The 15,160-nt window shown below is 62.9% G+C and carries 16 protein-coding genes; 12 read left to right on the forward strand and 4 right to left on the reverse strand.

Annotated elements, in window-relative coordinates:
- The first annotated feature begins 210 nt into the window (after positions 1–210).
- The 10 genes from LFT47_RS01745 (at position 211) to LFT47_RS01790 (ending at position 9,299) form a co-directional block, all read left to right on the forward strand.
- Entirely contained in the window at positions 211–1,500 is a 1,290-nt protein-coding gene (locus LFT47_RS01745; RefSeq protein ID WP_059388506.1) for an adenylosuccinate synthase, read from the forward strand.
- Between the two features lie 392 nt (positions 1,501–1,892).
- Positions 1,893–2,447: an RNA polymerase sigma factor gene (locus tag LFT47_RS01750; RefSeq protein WP_236814518.1), complete on the forward strand. Its 555-nt coding sequence runs from the start codon at positions 1,893–1,895 to the stop codon at positions 2,445–2,447.
- Complete coding sequence (locus LFT47_RS21345; RefSeq protein WP_272909603.1) at positions 2,444–3,256, forward strand: hypothetical protein; 813 nt, start codon at positions 2,444–2,446, stop codon at positions 3,254–3,256. The genes LFT47_RS01750 and LFT47_RS21345 overlap by 4 nt, the downstream gene beginning before the upstream one ends.
- Positions 3,257–3,268: 12 nt before the next feature.
- The gene (locus LFT47_RS01760; protein ID WP_236814520.1) at positions 3,269–3,694 is read left to right on the forward strand and encodes a CoA-binding protein; all 426 of its coding nucleotides are present in this window, start codon (positions 3,269–3,271) and stop codon (positions 3,692–3,694) included.
- 71 nt (positions 3,695–3,765) lie between these two features.
- A complete protein-coding gene (locus tag LFT47_RS01765; RefSeq protein WP_236814522.1) occupies positions 3,766–4,608 on the forward strand; it encodes a polysaccharide deacetylase family protein in 843 nt (280 codons plus the stop codon).
- Between the two features lie 43 nt (positions 4,609–4,651).
- Positions 4,652–5,053, forward strand: coding sequence for an MmcQ/YjbR family DNA-binding protein (locus LFT47_RS01770; RefSeq protein ID WP_236814524.1), 402 nt, complete (start codon positions 4,652–4,654; stop codon positions 5,051–5,053).
- An 82-nt stretch (positions 5,054–5,135) separates the two neighbouring features.
- A complete protein-coding gene (locus tag LFT47_RS01775) occupies positions 5,136–5,765 on the forward strand; it encodes a hypothetical protein (protein WP_236814526.1) in 630 nt (209 codons plus the stop codon).
- Between the two features lie 209 nt (positions 5,766–5,974).
- Positions 5,975–7,384: an N-acetylglucosamine/diacetylchitobiose ABC transporter substrate-binding protein gene (gene ngcE, locus LFT47_RS01780; RefSeq protein ID WP_236814528.1), complete on the forward strand. Its 1,410-nt coding sequence runs from the start codon at positions 5,975–5,977 to the stop codon at positions 7,382–7,384.
- Entirely contained in the window at positions 7,381–8,406 is a 1,026-nt protein-coding gene (locus LFT47_RS01785; RefSeq protein WP_236814530.1) for a carbohydrate ABC transporter permease, read from the forward strand. The genes ngcE and LFT47_RS01785 overlap by 4 nt, the downstream gene beginning before the upstream one ends.
- Positions 8,406–9,299: a carbohydrate ABC transporter permease gene (locus LFT47_RS01790; protein ID WP_236814532.1), complete on the forward strand. Its 894-nt coding sequence runs from the start codon at positions 8,406–8,408 to the stop codon at positions 9,297–9,299. The genes LFT47_RS01785 and LFT47_RS01790 overlap by 1 nt, the downstream gene beginning before the upstream one ends.
- Before the next feature lie 102 nt (positions 9,300–9,401).
- Here LFT47_RS01790 and LFT47_RS01795 read toward each other — a convergent pair whose 3' ends face one another.
- Complete coding sequence (locus tag LFT47_RS01795; RefSeq protein ID WP_236814540.1) at positions 9,402–10,256, reverse strand: DUF1206 domain-containing protein; 855 nt, start codon at positions 10,254–10,256, stop codon at positions 9,402–9,404.
- An 81-nt stretch (positions 10,257–10,337) separates the two neighbouring features.
- On the opposite strand from LFT47_RS01795, the gene LFT47_RS01800 reads away from it, so the two are divergent.
- Both LFT47_RS01800 and LFT47_RS01805 read left to right on the forward strand, forming a co-directional pair.
- Positions 10,338–10,631, forward strand: a complete 294-nt coding sequence (locus LFT47_RS01800; RefSeq protein WP_236814542.1) for a DUF503 domain-containing protein — start codon at positions 10,338–10,340, stop codon at positions 10,629–10,631.
- A gap of 125 nt (positions 10,632–10,756) precedes the next feature.
- Positions 10,757–11,701, forward strand: a complete 945-nt coding sequence (locus LFT47_RS01805; protein WP_236814545.1) for a hypothetical protein — start codon at positions 10,757–10,759, stop codon at positions 11,699–11,701.
- 78 nt (positions 11,702–11,779) lie between these two features.
- Here the strand turns inward: LFT47_RS01805 and purL are convergent, their stop codons facing one another.
- Genes purL through purS form a run of 3 tightly spaced genes read right to left on the reverse strand, consistent with a single transcriptional unit; the run spans position 11,780 to position 15,103 of the window.
- Positions 11,780–14,098, reverse strand: coding sequence for a phosphoribosylformylglycinamidine synthase subunit PurL (purL, locus tag LFT47_RS01810; protein WP_236814546.1), 2,319 nt, complete (start codon positions 14,096–14,098; stop codon positions 11,780–11,782).
- A complete protein-coding gene (gene purQ / locus LFT47_RS01815; RefSeq protein ID WP_236814548.1) occupies positions 14,095–14,850 on the reverse strand; it encodes a phosphoribosylformylglycinamidine synthase subunit PurQ in 756 nt (251 codons plus the stop codon). The genes purL and purQ overlap by 4 nt, the downstream gene beginning before the upstream one ends.
- 1 nt (position 14,851) lies before the next feature.
- The gene (gene purS, locus LFT47_RS01820; protein ID WP_028265707.1) at positions 14,852–15,103 is read right to left on the reverse strand and encodes a phosphoribosylformylglycinamidine synthase subunit PurS; all 252 of its coding nucleotides are present in this window, start codon (positions 15,101–15,103) and stop codon (positions 14,852–14,854) included.
- Positions 15,104–15,160 lie beyond the last annotated feature (57 nt).

Below are 15,160 nucleotides of genomic sequence, written 5' to 3' on the forward strand. Positions count from 1 at the left end.
TTCATGTCGTCCTCCGACCGTGTGACAACAGGACCAAGAGCCGCATCGGCTAAACTTGGCTGGTAAGAGCCCCGGAACTCTTGCTGATCTCGCCGGTGAACTTTTGCGAAAGTCTGCGGGCAGGGCCGAAAGATTCGGGGCGTTCTCATGTACGGCGCTGAGCCTTGGTGATCCCGCCAGGACCGGCCCGAAAGAATGGGGGAGGATCCCATGCCAGCTATCGTGATCGTCGGAGCCCAATGGGGCGACGAAGGCAAAGGCAAAGCAACCGATCTGCTCGGTGGCCGCGTTGACTACGTGGTCAAGCCCAACGGCGGCAACAACGCTGGGCACACCGTTGTGGTGGGCGGTGAGAAGTATGAGCTCAAGCTCCTTCCTGCCGGCATTCTGAGCCCGAACGCGATTCCGATCATCGGCAACGGCTGCGTGGTGAACCTTGAGGCGCTGTTCCAGGAGATTGACGGCCTGGAAGCCCGCGGCGCCGACACGTCCCGTTTGCGCGTCTCGGCGAATGCCCACCTCGTAGCGCCGTACCACCAGGTGTTGGACAAGGTGACGGAGCGCTTCCTCGGCAGCCGAGCCATCGGCACCACAGGGCGGGGCATTGGCCCGGCCTACATGGACAAGGTGGCCCGCCTGGGTATCCGCGTCCAGGATGTCTTCGACGAATCGATCCTCCGCCAGAAGGTGGAAGGGTCCCTGCGCCAAAAGAACGAGCTCCTGGTCAAGGTCTACAACCGCCGCAACGTGGTGGTGGACGAGATCGTGGAGTACTTCCTGTCCTACGCAGAGCGCCTGCGGCCGCTGGTGATTGACAGCACCCTGGTCCTCAACAACGCACTGGATGAGGGCAAGGTGGTCCTCATGGAAGGCGGCCAGGCCACGTTCCTCGACGTCGACCACGGCACTTACCCGTTCGTGACGTCTTCCAACCCGACTGCCGGCGGTGCGTCTGTGGGCTCGGGCATCGGACCCACCCGCATTTCCCGCTCCATCGGCATCATCAAGGCTTACACGACCCGTGTCGGCGCAGGTCCGTTCCCCACGGAGCTCTTCGACGAAATGGGCATGTACCTGCAGAAGACCGGCGGCGAGTTCGGCGTCAACACCGGCCGCCCCCGCCGCTGCGGTTGGTACGACGCGGTCCTGGCCCGTCACGCATCGCGCGTCAACGGCTTCACGGACTACTTCGTCACCAAGCTGGACGTTCTGACCGGCATCGAGCAGATCCCGGTCTGCGTGGCCTACGACGTCGACGGCGTTCGCCACGACGAAATGCCCATGACCCAGACCGAGTTCCACCACGCCGTGCCGATCTTCGAGTACTTCGACGGCTGGACAGAGGACATCACCGGCGCCAAGACGTTGGAAGACCTCCCCGAGAACGCCCGCAGATATGTGCTGGCCCTCGAGAAGCTCTCCGGTACGCGCTTCTCCGCGATCGGCGTCGGCCCGGACCGGGACCAGACGATCGTGGTGCACGACCTCATCGAGGACTAGTCACCAAAGTCGGATTACGACGACGGCGGGCGGCCCTTTCGGGGGCGGCCCGCCGTCGTGCGTTACGGCTATTTGGTGCCGAGAACGCCTCAGAAAAAAACTTTTGGAATCCGCGTAACCCTTCGGGGCGCCCCGACGATTACCTCTTTGAAAGGCCGAGCTGAAATTTGTCCCCCATCATGTTTCAGCTCGGCCCTTTTCATGTCTGAAGGGGTTTCGTGGATGTGCAGAAAGTCCGGGAGAGGCAAGCCTCCGGAACCGAAGGCTGGTCCTTGGGCATAGCGGGAGCAGCGGTTAAGCTAGGTGAGGCTGCCCGGCCCTGCAGCGCTCGGGCGGTACCGAGGATCTCGCTTGGATCCGGACATTCGCTCCCCAACGAAAGCCACGCTTCAGTGACCGACGCCTTGACCGATGCAGCATTGCTGGCCCTTCGCGGCCGGGAGGCTGAACTGTTCAGCGCCGTCTACCAGGCCTTTGCGGGCCAGGTGCTCGGCTACCTGACAGCCAAAGGTGTTTCGGATCCCGAAGCCGTCACTCAGGACGTCTTTCTTGCCGTCCTGCCGCGCGTTGAGACGATCACGGGCGGCGTCAGCGGTCTGCGGACCTTCGTCTTCTCGGTGGCCCACGCCCGGATGGTGGATGATCACCGACGGCAAAGCAGGGCGCCCGAGCACCACGAGTTTGAACCTGAGCGTGACACGCGCCAATCGAGTTCGGCGGAAGCCGAAGCGATGGACCGTGTGGCGCCAGGCGAAGTCATGGCGCTGCTGGATCTCCTTCGGGAAGATCAGCGGGAAGTCTTGGCGCTTCGCATTGTTGCCGGTCTGACTGTGGACCAAGCAGCCGAAATCATGGGGAAAAGCCAAGGCGCAGTCAAGCAATTGCAGCGCCGGGCGTTGAATGCACTCCGCGAGCACTCGGTAGTAAAGGAATACGTGGCCCCATGATGCGTTGGGATTGCAAGGACATTGACCGCGACGCGATCATCCTCGAGCTCATGCTTGAGGCTGGCCTCACGGACGCCCCCGAACTCACGGATTCGCTGTATGCAATGGAGTCCTTCGCGTCCATGCCCGCGCCGGTCCCAGGTCCCGCACTCGCGGCGATGCTGGCTGGCTCGGCAGCGGGCGATTCTGCAAACAATCTTCCTTACGACGAGCTCGGCAGGCGGCGTCAGTTGCGCAAGCATCGCCCCGCCGTCATTGGTGCCGCCGTCCTGACCGCCATGGGCCTGGGTGTTGGTGGCGTTGCGGCGGCTAGCGGCGGATTCAGCAAGGGTACCCCGGAGTTCATGCAGACGCTGATCTCTGGCTGGGCGCCCGCTTGGACCACAGCTCCGCCGTCGCTGGTACCTCCAGCCCCCGCCCAGGACTCCCCGAAAGTCACGACCCATCCTGCTCCCGCCGACCTGCCGCCGGCGGTGCCACCAGTGGCAGGCCCGTCGGCGGACCCAGTGTCTCCGGCCCCGGCCGGCACTGGTGAGGCAGCGCACGAGCCGGTAGCCCCAGCGGCCGTTCCGGCCCCGGCAGGCCGGCCAAGCGACGAGCAATCCGAAGCGCCGAGGCAACCGCACACCGAGCCTAGGACCGACTCGCAGGGAATCCCCCCACAGCCCAAGCCGGCCATCCCATCGGCCCCGGCGGCGAAGGACCTCCAAAACGGGGTGCAGCAAGCAGTCGAGAACGCCCAGGACGACGTGTCCCTGAAGCCTGCCGGGCCGTCGCTGCGTTGGCTCCTTGGACTGCTGTCCCGCTAGTAGGCTGAAGCTATGACACACGTCAACGATCCGGCAGTCATTGACCGGCTTATGCGAACAAAGGGACGCTGGGCAATCGTGGGACTCAGCACGAATGAGTGGCGCTCTGCGTTCGAGGTAGCTCTCTACGTTCGCGACACGATGGGCATGGAGATCATCCCGATCAACCAAAAAGGCGAAGACGTCCACGGTGAAACCGGGTACAAATTCCTTGCCGACGTTCCGTTCGAGAAGCAGCCGATCGACGTGGTCGACTGCTTTGTGAACTCCTCGCGCGTCGGCGCCGTAGTGGACGAAGCGATTGCCGTGGGAGCGAAAGCCGTGTGGCTCCAGCTCGGAGTAATTGACGAGGACGCAGCGGAACGGGCCAAAGCTGCGGGCCTGGACGTCGTCATGAACGCTTGTCCGGCACAGATGGGCTGGCGGAGCGGCATCTAGCCGTCGTTTTCCGTTAACCGTCCGCTGGTATGTTTCGGGGGCAATCACCTTTTCGAGACCAGGGAATTCCCATGTGTGACGACCACCGCTCCACCGCCAGCCGACGCACCGCGCTAGGCTTCCTCGGGGCTTCCCTCGTGGCTGGGCTGGGGGCATGTGCGGTCCCGGGAAACCCGTCTCCAGAAAGCCCGACGGCGACCCCCGGCGCTGCGGGTCCCTCGCCGTCGACGTCCGCAAGCGCCGCGACGAGTCCCACGCCAAGCCCCGCCGGCCCTGGGCGGCTCCGGAATCCCTTCGTCCCGGACTTCACGCTGCCGCCTATCCAAGGCGGACTGGCTCCCGTGATCACCAAAATCCCCACCAAACATCCCGTGGTGTTCCTCACGATCGACGACGGACTGGTCAAGTCACCGGAAAGCGTCAGGCTCCTCGCGGAGAACGGCTACCCGGCCACCCTGTTCCTGACGAGCAACACGGTCCGCGACAACCCCGCATTCTTCAAGGCGTTCATGGCGCAGGGGAGCCTGGTTGAAAACCACACGGTCAGCCACAACGTCAACATGACCACGCAATGGGGCTACCAGCGTCAGCTTGACGACATCGCAGGCATGCAGGATTTCGCCTTCCAGCAGTACGGTCGCAAGCCCACCCTGTTCAGGCCACCTGGTGGTGCCTACTCAACCGCGATGCGCCAAGCCGTGGCCGCCGCCGGCTTGAAGGCGATCGTTACGTGGGAGGCCAAGGCCAATGCCGGGCGCATGGACTACCAGTACGGCAATTCCCTCCGACCCGGCGACATCGTCCTGATGCACTTCCGCCCCGAATTCGCGGCGGACTTCGAGGCGTTCCGCTCGGCGCAAGTGGCTGCCGGCCTGGAAGTGGTGCTCCTCGAGGACTTCCTGGACGTTGCGTGAGGCGGTAGGTCCGCTAGTCGTCGCACTCCGCTAGTCTCGCTACATGGACGCTGCCACACTCCGCCAAATCTGCCTTGCCTTCCCTGGGACCTATGAAGACTTCCCGTTCGGCCCGGAAACCTCGGTTTTCAAAGTCCGGTCCGCTGTGTCCGGCGGATCCAAGCAGGAAGGCAAGATGTTCGCCGCATCTGCCATGGACGATCAGAACTTGGCAGTGAGCCTCAAATGCGACCCCGCCTTGGCCGTGCAACTTCGCTCGGCCCATCCGGAAATCACCGGCGCCTGGCACATGAACAAGACGCACTGGAATGGCGTGCGCCTGGACGGCGCACTCCCTGACTCCATGGTCCGGGACATGGTGGAGGATTCCTATGACCTGGTGGTCTCCTCATTGAACCGCAAGCAGCAGGAGCAGCTGGGCTGGGCCCGGCTCGCCAAGGACTGACACGCGGACCCCGTCTGCTGCTTCGGCTAGATTGTGAGTGGACCGCACCTTCCATCGCCTCGAAGCAATCAGGAGGAGCCAGATGCTGGAACAAAAGACCCTCGATGAGCTATGGAATTTTGAGGACCCCGCGTTGTCGGAAGCCCGATTCCGCGAAGCCATGGCGGATCCCGCCTACGATGCCTTTGAGCGGGCCGAGCTCGCCACCCAATTGGGCCGGGCGATCGGCCTGCAGGGCCGCTTCGAGGAAGCGGACGCTCTCTTGGACGGTATTGACGCCGAAGAGGAGCCCACCATTGCGGTGCGGATCCTCCTGGAGCGGGGCCGCCTGCTCAACTCCGCCGGCCACCCTGCCATGGCCGTTCCGCTCTTCGAGCAGGCCGCCGAGATGGGCGACCTCTTAGGCGAAGATTTCCTCGCCGTGGACGCACTTCATATGCTGGCCATCGCGGACTCCGGCCACCAGGAATCATGGACGCGCAGCGCGCTTGAGTATGCTTCCGCCGTCGACGATTCGCGCACCAAACGGTGGATGGTTTCCCTGCACAACAACCTCGGTTGGGCGATGTACGACGACGGTCGCCGCACCGAGGCGATGGTGGAATTCCAGCTCGCTGAGCAGTGGGCCGAGCGGGTAGGAACCGAGCAACAGCAGCAATGGGCGCGCGAGGCCATCGCTCAGTGCGCAAAATCCCTGAATTTACGGGGTTAAAGCACCCAAATGACCCCATCGGGCGGCAGGATCGTCAGATCACATTTTGACAAAAGTTGATCGAAAGTACCCTCAAATATTGCTTTTCAATCACTCGTGGTGAAGTATGTCACACGAAGGGCGCGTCGCAGCGGCGGTGCCCGGACCGATCGACTGCCGGCCGAGGCGCCGTCAAAGTTCGGTACTACGAGTCTCTGGAGGGTTTTAGGATGAACGTTCAGCAGCAGTCTTTTGCACGCCGCGGTTTCCTCCGCGGCGCGCTTGCCGCGGCAGTACTTGTGCCGATGGCCGGTTCGATCGCCTCATGCGCGGGGGGTGGCGGCGGAGGAACCACTGGTCCAACGGGGACCGTTTCGGATACCAATCCGTTCGGCATGGCAGACAAGTCCACTGTTGACGCCGTGATCTTCAAGGGCGGGTATGGAATCGACTACGTCGACTTCGCCGGCAAGGGCTTCGAAAACGCGCATTCCGGTTCCACAGCAAAGATTTCCCCGTCCACGGACATCGCGCAGGAGCTCCAGCCGCGATTCGTCGGCGGCAACCCGCCGGACCTAATCGACAACTCCGGAGCCAAGGCCATCGGGTTCAGCACCATCCTGGCCCAGCTCGAAGACCTCACCAGCGTAGTCAACGCAAAGAACCTCGAGGGCAAGGTCATCAAGGACACCCTCTACGGCGGAGTCCTCGCTCCGGGTACCTTCGAAGGCAAGTTGGCGGCCTTGAACTACGTCCTGACCGTCTACGCAATGTGGTACTCCGACGCCCTGCTCAAGGACAACGGCTGGTCCGTTCCCAAGACCTGGGACGAGATGTACGCACTCGGCGAGCAGGCCAAGGCCAAGGGCAAATACCTGTTCGTGTGGGGCAAGGAAGCCGCCACGTACTACCAGGAAATGGCTATCTCTTCCGCCATCAAGGAAGGCGGACACGACGTCCGCCTAGGTTTGGAAAACCTCAAGGCAGATTGCTGGTCACATCCTGCACTCCAGAGCGTCTTTACCGCCCTGAACAAGATCGTCAAGGCAGGCCACTTCAAGCCCGGCGGTTCAGGCACCCAGTTCACGGCAGCACAGGCACAGTGGAGCAACGCCCAGGAAGCAGTGTTCTACCCGTCCGGTTCGTGGATCGAAAACGAAATGAAGGACCAGACGAAGTCCGGTTTCAAGATGACCGGTGCGCCCGTCCCGTCGGTGACCACCAGTTCCAAACTGCCGTACGCGTCACTGCACAGCGCAGCGGGCGAACCCTTCGTGGTTCCTTCGCAGGGCAAGAACGTGCCGGGCGGCAAGGAATTGCTCCGCGTCATGCTGTCCAAGGACGCTGCCACCAACTTCGCCAAGACCAAGCTGGCGCCCACCATCGTCAAGGACACCGTTCCCTCCGACGGGTTCGGCTCCACGGCTTTGGTCTCCCAGACCAAGCTGCTCAGCGACGCGGGCGACAATATCTACACCTGGAACTTCATTGACCTTTATGGCACCAACAAGGACCAGCTGGTTGTGTGGAACACGTTCCTCGATGGAAAGTCCGACGTCGCCACGCTGACGTCGGACCTGCAAAAGATCACCGACAAGGTCCGTAACGACAGCTCGGTCAAGAAGATTGAAGTGAAGTGACTTCAGTGAAAGCAAAAACACTCCGGATCGACGGCGGCGCGTCCGCCGCCGTCGTTCCGGATACCGCACCACCCGTCTACAAGAGGCGGCGCAAGCCCTTGACTTTCGACAAGGTCAGTTTCTTCGTGGTCTTCCTGGGCCTGCCCCTGGCGATCTACCTTCTGTTTGTGATTTGGCCCTTCATCCAGGCGTTCGGCTACTCCCTGACGGACTGGAGCGGTTTTTCGCCTGACCAGAACTTCATCGGACTTGAGAACTACCGGAAGCTCTTCACGGATGACATCTTCATGAAGGCCATGGGGAACAACATCCTGTTGGTCATCTGCCTGCCTATCATCACCATCATTCTCAGCCTTGTGCTGGCAACGTTGGTGACCGTGGGCGGCAGCAGCAAGGGCCAGATCAAGGGCCTGCGTAATTCCAGCTTCTACCGGGTTGTCTCTTTCTTCCCCTACACGATTCCGGCGATTGCCATCGGCATCATGTGGGGCCAGATCTACGATCCCTCGGGTGGCCTCCTGAACGGCATCCTCACTTCCCTCGGCATGGACCAGTTCAAGTCCTACGCTTGGCTCGGGGATAAGAACACGGCCATGATCGCCACGATGTTCGTGATCGTGTGGGGCTTCATCGGCTTCTACATGGTGCTTTTCGTGGCGGGCATTAAAGGTATCCCTGCCGAGCTGTTTGAGGCCGCCCGGATTGACGGGGCGGGGCGTTTCCGCACTGCCGTGTCGATCACCATCCCGCTGATCCGGGACAACATCCAGACGGCCTACATCTACATGGGCATTTTGGCGCTGGATGCCTTCGTCTATATGGCAGCCCTGAACTCCGGCGGTGGCCCGGACAACTCCACCCTGGTGATGTCCCAGCAGCTCTTCTTCACCGCCTTCACCAAGGGCCAGTTCGGACTGGCCAGTGCCATGGGCGTTGTGCTGGCCGTAGCCACCCTGATCTTCTCCGGCCTCGTGTTCCTGGTCAACAGGCTCACTGGTGGCGACAAGGATGTGTCCCTCTGATGACTACCAAAATTGCCAGCCAGGAAATGAAGTCGCTGCACTTCAACCCGCGCAAACCGGCCACGACTCCCGGAGACAAGGTAGTGGGTGCCGTTTCCCATACGGCACTGACTATCTGGTCGCTCATCGTGATCCTGCCCTTGTTGTGGACTTTCATGTCCTCCTTCAAGACCTCCAGCGAGATCTTCGCTTCGCCATTCGCCTTGCCCTCCCAATGGCGCTTCGACAATTACGTCAAGGCCTGGACCGAGGCAGGGATCGGAAGCTACTTCCTCAACTCCGTGATTGTGGTGGGGTCAGCCTTGGTGATAGTCATGGTCCTCGGAGCCATGTGCGCCTACGTCCTGGCGCGCTATGTCTTCTTCGGAAGCAAAGCGATCTACTACCTCATGCTGGCCGGGCTCACGTTCCCGATTTTCCTCGCCATGGTGCCTTTGTTCTTCGTCATGAAGAGAATCGGCCTCCTGAACACCCTGCCGGGCTTGACCTTGGTGTACGTCGGCTTCGCGCTGCCGTTCACGGTCTTCTTTCTGTTTTCCTTCTTCAAGTCGCTCCCTCACGAAATCACGGAAGCGGCTGCCCTGGATGGGGCCGGCGAGTGGCGGACGTTCTTCCAGGTCATGTTGCCGATGGCCAAGCCGGGACTCGCCTCGGTTGCCATCTTCAACTTCCTGGGCTTGTGGAACCAGTTCCTGATTCCGGTGGCCATCAACGCGGCAGGGCCCCGCGTGCTATCCCAAGGACTGGCCGCCTTTGCCGGCCAAATGGGTTATGCCGTGGACTTCGGCGCCCTGTTCGCGGCCGTCACAGTCACGGTGGTTCCGGTCCTGATCGTCTACGTCATCTTCCAGCGCCAGCTTCAGGGTTCGGTGTCGCAAGGCACTTCCAAATAGCACGGCCGAGCTAAAAAGCGCCCGACGGCGGTTCCCACCATTGGTGAGGGCCGCCGTCGGGCGTTTCTAGGTGCTGCTCCGTGCCAACCGGCGCGGCCCGCGTCAGAGCCGCTGGTAACGGGAACGGAACAAGGAATAGATACCGTAGGCCATGAGTCCGAGGCTGACGAACCCCAGCACCCATCCGCCAAAGGGTTGCTTCAGGAAGGCTTTGAGTGCCGAGTCGAGGCCGCCTTGTTGGGAGGGGTCGTGCGCCGCTGTGGCGATCAGGATGAGCAAGCCGACGGCGCCGAGCGCCACCCCTTTCGCGCAATAGCCCACCACGCCGAGTATCGTAAACGCATCTCCCAAGGCCCCGGACGGTTTTCCCCTCAGGTTCTTTTCGTACTTGCGTGTGATCCCCATGAAGACGTAGGTGCCGGCGGCTGCCAGCAGCGCCACCCCGATGATCACCAGGAGGACGGTGCCGGGAGTGCTGGACATGAGGTCTGCGCTGGTCGAACGGGATTTCTCGCTGCTGCTGCTTGGACGGCTGAGCGCAAAACTGCCGAAAGTCACCGCGGCCACAGCGAAGACGATTGCCTGTCCAGCCGCCTTGAGCCGGTTCATCCAGGGCTTCGAGCTGCCCCCGCTCCACCCCATCACGGCGTCGCTCGCCATGTAGAGCGCGAGGACACCGCAGGCGATCAGCCCCGCCCACAAAAGAACGGCGCCGCCGGGCGTGGCGGCCATCTGGCCGACCGCGCCGCTTTGGTCGGCTTGGCCGGACGAGCCCAGCGCGATCCCGAGGGCGATGATCCCGATCAGAAGGTGTATCAGCCCTAAGGCAACGAAGCCTGCCCGCGCCACGACCCGGACAGCCGGTGAATCCTTGGCGTCGTCTACGGCATCTCCCACCGAATCGGCGCCCCGGGACACCGCATTGCCAGCTTTGTTCATATGATCGTCCGCGCCCATGGAGCTCCTTTGGTCTGTCCTCATCTTGCCACCGTGGGCTCCCAAGCGGGAGGGCACGCGACTACTGGATACGATGGGCGCATGTGGATCGCGTGGATCGAGTTCGACATCCTCCTGGGCGAAGTGCACAGCCTCAAGGAGAAACGCTCTCTCGTGCGCCCGCTGATCGCCGAGTTGAAACGGCGTTTCGAGGTCTCTGCCGCCGAGACCGGGCACTTGGACCAGCATCGGCGCGTCCTCATCGGCGCAGGCGCAGTGGCAGCAGACCGGGCGCATCTCGTGGAGGTGCTCGACGCCGTCGAACGCTTCGTTGCCGCGCGCCCCGAACTCGAGCTGCTGAGCGCCCGACGCCGGGACCTCCACAGCGAAGACTGACCCCTTTTTCACATCGATTGCTGAGTAAACGTCGTTTTGAGGGCTCAAAACGACCGTTCTGGAGCAATCGATGGAGGCTGTGGATAACTTCTGCGAGGTTGGTCGTTTTCTGCTCTGATGGGGTCATGAAAACCCCGCGTCGCCTCCCCGTGAGCCTCGAGACGCGGCCGTTCACTATCGCCGAGGCGGCCCGGGAGGGTGTCAGTGCCAGGCGTCTGCGGCACGGCTCTCTGAAGAGACTCGGTAAGGGGATCCGTTCGGAGCGCCCGACGGCGGAGCTCCCCTTGTCCGTCCGTGTGCGCCCTTTCGTCGAGGTCAATGAGCGATGCGCCGCATCCCACCTCACCGCGGCAGAGCTTCTTGATCTGCCGCGGCGTCGCCAGAAGGAGCCAACACAGATGTTCCACGTGATTAGACCGGAGGGTGCAGCACACCTCAACCGTCCACATGTCGTCGTCCACCGCATGAAGCTCTATGAGGACGAGGTCACGACGGTTGACGGCGTCGCTGTCACCACCGTGGAGCGCACTTGGCTGGACATGGCCGAGATGCTGACCGTGGACGAATTGGTGGTCATGGGGGACAGCTGTGTGCGGAGGCCGCGGGTTGAATTCGAAGGGCGAGACACGCCGTTGTGCACTCTCGCGGATCTTCAGCGGATGATCGATCGCCACAAGGGCAAGCGCGGCCTGCGCAAAGCCAAGGAGGCCATCCGGCTGATTCGTGTGGGCTCCGATTCCCCGCAGGAATCCTTGCTCCGGTTGGCCATCGCGAGAGCAGGATTACCCGAACCCGAACTCAACGTGCCGGTTGAGGCCAGGGACGGCGGGAGGTTCCTGCAGCCTGACTTGTCATACAAGAAATACAGGATCGGCATCGAGTACGAGGGCGAGGGCCACGGCAACGAAGCACAAGTGGTGCGGGACATTAGCCGCTCGGAGCGGTATGAGGCGCTGGGCTGGACGGAGGTCCGGATCTCAAAGCGCCACATGTTCAACGATGCCAGGTCGGCCGTGGCGAAGATCCGGACGGCACTGGTCCAAGCCGGTTGGCGTTCCACCAGTCCTTAAAAACGATTGCTCCGCAACTGTCGTTCTGAATAGTCAAAACGGCAGTTACGGAGCAATCGATGGTGACGCCCGGTGGGGTTAGCCGAAGTACTTCGGCAGGGTGGCCTCGTGGGCTTCGTTGAGCGCGTCCAAGGAGAGCTCGTCCACGCCGTTGATCTCCAGCTTGCCGCCTGCAGCGTCGACGACGCCGATCCGGAGGTGGGCGAAGCCGCGGGCGGTGCACATGTCCTTGAAGCGGATTTCCTCGGAGCGCGGAACGGACACGATGGCCCGGCCCTGGGACTCGGAGAACAATGCGGTGAACAGGTCCACGCCGTCGCGCTCCACGAGTTCGTCCAGTGCAATCCGGGCGCCCACGCCGTAGCGAAGTGCGGACTCCACCAGCGCAGCGGCAAGGCCGCCCTCGGAGAGGTCGTGCGCGGCGTCGATCATGCCGTCGCGCGAAGCGTTGATGAGGATTTCGCCCAGCTGGCGCTCGATGGACAGGTCAACCTTCGGCGGCAAGCCACCGAGGTGTCCACGCAGGTTGGACCATTCCGAACCGTCCAGCTCTGCTGCAGTGGTGCCGAGCAGGTAGATGGCCTGGCCATCTTCCTTCCAGCCGGACGGCGTGCGGCGCGCGACGTCGTCGAGCTTGCCCAGCACTGCAACCACGGGAGAGGGGTGGATCGGCACGGTACCGGTCTGGTTGTACAGCGAGACGTTGCCGCCTGTGACCGGGACGCCCAGCTCCATGCAAGCGTCCGACAGACCACGAATGGACTCGGCCAGCTGCCACATGACGTCCGGGTCCTCGGGGGAACCGAAGTTCAGGCAGTCGCTGACGGCCATGGGGACAGCGCCGGAAGTGGCGACGTTCCGGTAGGCCTCGGCCAGCGCCAACTGTGCACCGTGGTAAGGGTCGAGGTAGGTGTAGCGGCCGTTGGCGTCGGTAGCCAGGGCCACGCCGAGGCCGGTTTCCTCGTCCACCCGGACCACTCCAGCGTCGTCCGGGAACGCCATGGCGGTGTTGCCGCCGACGTAGCGGTCGTACTGCTTGGTGATCCAGGCCTTGCTGCACATGTTCGGTGAAGCAATGAGCTCGGTAATGGCAGCGGCCAGCTCCCCGGAAGTCGACGGGCGGCCGGCGTCCTGCACGGAGCCCGTGAAGGTGTCGGCCTGCACGGAATCCTGCCACGAGGGGCGGGCAAACGGGCGGTCGTAGACCGGACCATCGTGGGCAACGGTGCGCGGGTCGACGTCGACAATGACTTCGCCTTCCCACGTGATGATCAGGCGGCCGGTGTCGGTCACTTCGCCCAGCCACGAGTACTCCACTGCCCACTTGTCCATGACCGCTTCGAAAGCGGCGATGTTCTCAGGGGTGACAACCGCCATCATGCGTTCCTGCGACTCGGACATCAGGATTTCACCCGGGGTCAGGGTGGGATCGCGGAGCAGCACGGAGGTCAGCTCAACCTGCATGCCGCCGTCGCCGTTGGAAGCGAGTTCGGACGTGGCGCAGGAGATGCCCGCGGCTCCAAGGTCCTGGATACCTTCAACCAGCGAACCCTTGAACAGCTCCAGGCAGCACTCGATGAGCACCTTTTCGGCGAACGGGTCGCCTACCTGGACAGCGGGGCGCTTGGAGGGCTTGGTGTCGTCGAAGGATTCCGAGGCCAGCACCGATGCGCCGCCAATGCCGTCGCCGCCGGTGCGCGCACCGAAGAGGACTACCTTGTTGCCCTTGCCGGAGGCGTTGGCCAAACGGATGTCTTCGTGGCGCATGACGCCGACTGCCAACGCGTTGACCAGCGGGTTGCCCTGGTACACGGAGTCGAACACCATTTCGCCGCCGATGTTCGGCAGGCCAAGCGAGTTGCCGTAGCCACCGATGCCGGCAACGGCGCCATGCATGACGCGGGCCGTGTCCGGGTGGTCGATGGCGCCGAAACGCAGCGGATCCATCACGGCCACGGGACGGGCACCCATGGAGATGATGTCGCGGACAATGCCGCCGATGCCGGTTGCGGCACCCTGGTAGGGCTCCACGAACGACGGCGAGTTGTGGGACTCGATCTTGAACGTCACGGCCCAGCCGTCGCCCAAGTTGGTGACGCCGGCGTTTTCGCCGATGCCCACGAGCATGTCCTTTTTCATCTCCTCGGTCACCTTTTCGCCGAACTGGCGCAGGTGGTTCTTCGAGGACTTGTAGGAGCAGTGCTCGCTCCACATGACGGAGTACATGGCGAGTTCGGCGCCGGTAGGGCGGCGGCCCAGGACCTTGACGACCTCGTCGAACTCGTTTTGTTTCAGGCCGAGTTCGGCCCAGGGAAGCTCGGTGTCCGGCGTCTTGGCCGCGTTCTCGACCGTGTCGATGTTGAACTTCTTGCCGACGGTTTCGGCTGAGGTAGTCACTGTGCGCCTCCCACGATCTTGTTCAGGACGGAGGTGAAGAAGCCCAAGCCGTCCGTGCCGGCGTTGGACTCCGGGCCGAATCCGGGCTCCACCGCGTGCTCCGGGTGCGGCATGAGGCCCACCACGTTGCCTGCGGCGTTGCTGATGCCGGCGATGTCGCGGCGTGAACCGTTCGGGTTCCAGCCGACGTAGCGGAACACGACGCGGCCCTCGGCCTCAAGGGAGTCCAAGGTCTTGTCGTCAGCGATGTACTGGCCATCCTGGTTCTTCAACGGAACCGTGATTTCCTCGCCTGCCTCGTAATCCGAGGTCCACACGGTCGTGTTGTTCTCTACGCGCAGCACCTGGTCGCGGCACAAGAACTTCAAGTGGTCGTTCTTGATCATGGAGCCCGGGAGCAGGTGCGATTCGGTCAGGATCTGGAAGCCGTTGCAAATACCCAACACGGGCAGCTTGGCGTCGCTGTTGGCAGCATCGATGATGCGGGACATCAGCGGAGCGAAGCGGGAAATCGCGCCGGCGCGCAGGTAGTCGCCATAGGAGAAACCGCCCGGGATGACGACGGCGTCGACGTCGGCCAGGTGCGTGTCGGCATGCCAGAGCGCGACGGCGGTGCCGCCTGCGAGGCGTACCGCACGGGCGGCGTCGCGGTCGTCAAGGGTACCGGGGAAGGTGACGACGCCGATCTTGGCCCCAAGCAAATGGGGTTCGACGGCCACAGGGGCTCCGCCGATCAAAGGAAGTTCAGTCATGTCAGGCCTCGACGACCTCGACGTTGACGACGTCTTCGATCACCGGGTTGGACAGCAGGGTCTCGGCGGCTTCGCGGGCCTGGGCGAGGATGGCGTCGGTCACCTCGCCGTCGACGGTCAGTTCGAAGCGCTTGCCCTGGCGGACTGCGCTAAAGCTGGTGAAGCCGAGGCGGGGCAGTGCGCCCACGATGGCCTTCCCCTGAGGGTCCAGAATCTCGGGCTTGGGCATGACGTCGACGACGATCCGGGGCATCCGGTAACTCCTGTGCGTGAGCGTTGGTTAAACCTTGGTTAAAGGCTGCCGCGGAGT

It is taken from the genome of Arthrobacter sp. FW306-2-2C-D06B, from assembly GCF_021789175.1.
Taxonomy (GTDB): Bacteria; Actinomycetota; Actinomycetes; order Actinomycetales; family Micrococcaceae; genus Arthrobacter.

Excerpts from the sequence above, each read along its gene's own strand:
- LFT47_RS01745 (WP_059388506.1), top strand. The coding sequence starts at position 211 with ATGCCAGCTATCGTGATCGTCGGAGCCCAATGGGGCGACGAAGGCAAA.
- LFT47_RS21345 (WP_272909603.1), top strand. The coding sequence starts at position 2,444 with ATGATGCGTTGGGATTGCAAGGACATTGACCGCGACGCGATCATCCTC.
- LFT47_RS01760 (WP_236814520.1), top strand. The coding sequence starts at position 3,269 with ATGACACACGTCAACGATCCGGCAGTCATTGACCGGCTTATGCGAACA.
- LFT47_RS01765 (WP_236814522.1), top strand. The coding sequence starts at position 3,766 with ATGTGTGACGACCACCGCTCCACCGCCAGCCGACGCACCGCGCTAGGC.
- LFT47_RS01770 (WP_236814524.1), top strand. The coding sequence starts at position 4,652 with ATGGACGCTGCCACACTCCGCCAAATCTGCCTTGCCTTCCCTGGGACC.
- LFT47_RS01775 (WP_236814526.1), top strand. The coding sequence starts at position 5,136 with ATGCTGGAACAAAAGACCCTCGATGAGCTATGGAATTTTGAGGACCCC.
- ngcE (WP_236814528.1), top strand. The coding sequence starts at position 5,975 with ATGAACGTTCAGCAGCAGTCTTTTGCACGCCGCGGTTTCCTCCGCGGC.
- LFT47_RS01790 (WP_236814532.1), top strand. The coding sequence starts at position 8,406 with ATGACTACCAAAATTGCCAGCCAGGAAATGAAGTCGCTGCACTTCAAC.
- LFT47_RS01795 (WP_236814540.1), bottom strand. The coding sequence starts at position 10,256 with ATGGGCGCGGACGATCATATGAACAAAGCTGGCAATGCGGTGTCCCGG.
- LFT47_RS01800 (WP_236814542.1), top strand. The coding sequence starts at position 10,338 with ATGTGGATCGCGTGGATCGAGTTCGACATCCTCCTGGGCGAAGTGCAC.
- LFT47_RS01805 (WP_236814545.1), top strand. The coding sequence starts at position 10,757 with ATGAAAACCCCGCGTCGCCTCCCCGTGAGCCTCGAGACGCGGCCGTTC.
- purQ (WP_236814548.1), bottom strand. The coding sequence starts at position 14,850 with ATGACTGAACTTCCTTTGATCGGCGGAGCCCCTGTGGCCGTCGAACCC.
- purS (WP_028265707.1), bottom strand. The coding sequence starts at position 15,103 with ATGCCCCGGATCGTCGTCGACGTCATGCCCAAGCCCGAGATTCTGGAC.